Annotated in this window: 2 protein-coding genes; one reads left to right on the forward strand and one right to left on the reverse strand. The window is 60.3% G+C overall.

Annotated elements, in window-relative coordinates:
• Positions 1-99: 99 nt before the first annotated feature.
• Positions 100-936, reverse strand: a complete 837-nt coding sequence (locus AC1DRJ_RS25310; protein WP_477804566.1) for an AraC family ligand binding domain-containing protein — start codon at positions 934-936, stop codon at positions 100-102.
• 415 nt (positions 937-1,351) lie between these two features.
• Between AC1DRJ_RS25310 and AC1DRJ_RS25315 the strand changes: the two genes are divergently transcribed.
• A partial coding sequence (locus AC1DRJ_RS25315; RefSeq protein ID WP_477804567.1) for an amidase family protein occupies positions 1,352-2,165 on the forward strand: 814 nt, incomplete at its 3' end.

The following is a 2,165-nucleotide window of genomic DNA, read 5'->3' on the forward strand; positions in this document are numbered from 1 at the left end:
CCCTTGAAGTCGCATCGAAGGGGCAGAAAAGAACAGCGAAAAGGACATGGCACGGACTCCTTGATCAAATAGGAAACCATGTTCGCGGGTCAGTGCCATTCAGTCTGGAAGGTTTGAGCAGCGCTTGCGGTAATCTGCCGGTGTGAGCTGGTAGGCGCGGCGAAACCAGCGCCCCATGTGGCTCTGATCGGCGAACCCCAGAGCGCTGGCCACCTGTGCCGGCGACTCTCCCCGCGCCAGCAACTGCCGTGCCTTTGCCAGTCGCAGCTGAATCAAATAAGCATGAGGCGCCAACCCAAAGGCTGCCTTGAAGGCCCGCGTCAGACGAAAGCGATCAACACCACAGGCTTGGGCCAGATTATCCAGCCCGATGTCCTCGTAGGCATGGCTGTGCAGATAGTCGCGCGCGACCTGGGCTACCAATGGCAGGCGCGGATCAAAGGTCTGACGCTTGCGCCAATCAAGGTGACGAGTGAGCGAACCCAACAAGGTGTCGATGGCACTCTGGCGCACGATGCGCAGGTCACGCTCATGGAGCGCGTGAAAGGCTAGATTAATGGCGGTGGCCAGACCCGGATCCTGGCTCAGGGTGTCGGCAAAACCCGGCTGACTGTTGGTCGGCGCGTGCTCAAACAACGTGGCCAACTCCCGCTCTAGCCAGTGCGGATCGAGGTAGAGCATGGAATAGGTAAATCCCTCCTCGGTCGGCGCATGCCCATCGTGAATCTCTCCCGGCTCCAGCATGAATACCTTGCCTGGCGTACTGAGGTGGCGAACACGTCGGCAATTGAACTGCTGCACGCCCTGCTCGGTGACCCCCACCAGAAAACTGTCATGCCAGTGCGGATCGTAAGCATGCCCCTGAAAATGGGCACGAATTGACTCAATCCCGGTATCGGCATCCTGGGACAACTCAATCCAGTTGCGTTTATCCACGGGTGGCTCCAGAGGTCATGGTTCAACTTTGAACGGTGCGGACGACTAAATTACCGTGCTTTGGAAAATGACGTTTAGAAGATTTGTGCAGGAGCACTCCTTCGTGAAGCTCAAACATCGGGCGGTTTGCGCCGAGTGGTCGCCTTCGACAGGTTAAGCGGCACAGCGGCGTGGATCAGCGCCTTCAACGCTCGCTCGCCACTGAAATGTCGCCGACTGACGGCACCCACCTCAGGCTCGCACCACGGACAGCGTTTCCTCTGTTCGCGGCTTAATGCCAAAATACAACGCACAGGTCACCCGTCCAGCCTTTGCCGCGTAATGCAGTGCAACGAGAATTCGATATGAACGCCCATTTTCAGATTAGTGATGCCCCTGAATCCCACGTCTCTCATCTACAGCCGGCGGTAACAGCATGATTGAGGTCACTGAGGTTTCCATTGCGCAACTGCGTGCTGCGCTCGAATCCGGCCAGACTACGGCGGTCGAGTTGGTGCAGGCTTATCTCGCCAGGATCGATGCCTACGACGGTGCCGACACCCCTACCGCGCTGAACGCGGTGGTGGTTCGCAGCCCCGATGCGCTCAGCGAAGCGCAAGCTTCCGATGCCCGCCGGGCCAAAGGCGAGACGCTGGGGCCGCTCGATGGCATCCCTTACACCGCCAAGGACAGTTATCTGGTGAAGGGGCTGACCGCCGCGTCGGGCAGCCCCGCCTTTGCCAACCTGATTGCCTATCGTGATGCGTTCACCATCGAACGCCTGCGCGACGCCGGCGCCATCTGCCTGGGCAAGACCAACATGCCGCCCATGGCCAACGGCGGCATGCAGCGCGGGGTGTATGGCCGCGCCGAGAGCCCGTACAACGCTGACTACCTCACCGCGCCATTCGCCTCGGGTTCCTCAAACGGTGCCGGYACGGCAACCGCCGCCAGTTTCGCCGCATTCGGCCTGGCGGAAGAAACCTGGTCGAGTGGACGCGGTCCCGCCTCGAACAATGGTTTGTGTGCCTATACGCCATCGCGCGGGGTGATTTCGGTGCGTGGTAACTGGCCGTTGACCCCGACCATGGACGTGGTCGTGCCGTTTGCCAGGACCATGGCGGACCTGCTTGAAGTGCTCGACGTGGTGGTGGCCGAAGACCCGGACACACGGGGCGATCTGTGGCGAATGCAACCCTGGGTGCCGATTCCAAGTGTCACTTCAGTGCGCCCTGCCTCCTATCATGAAC

This window comes from Pseudomonas sp. P5_B2, from assembly GCF_056400445.1.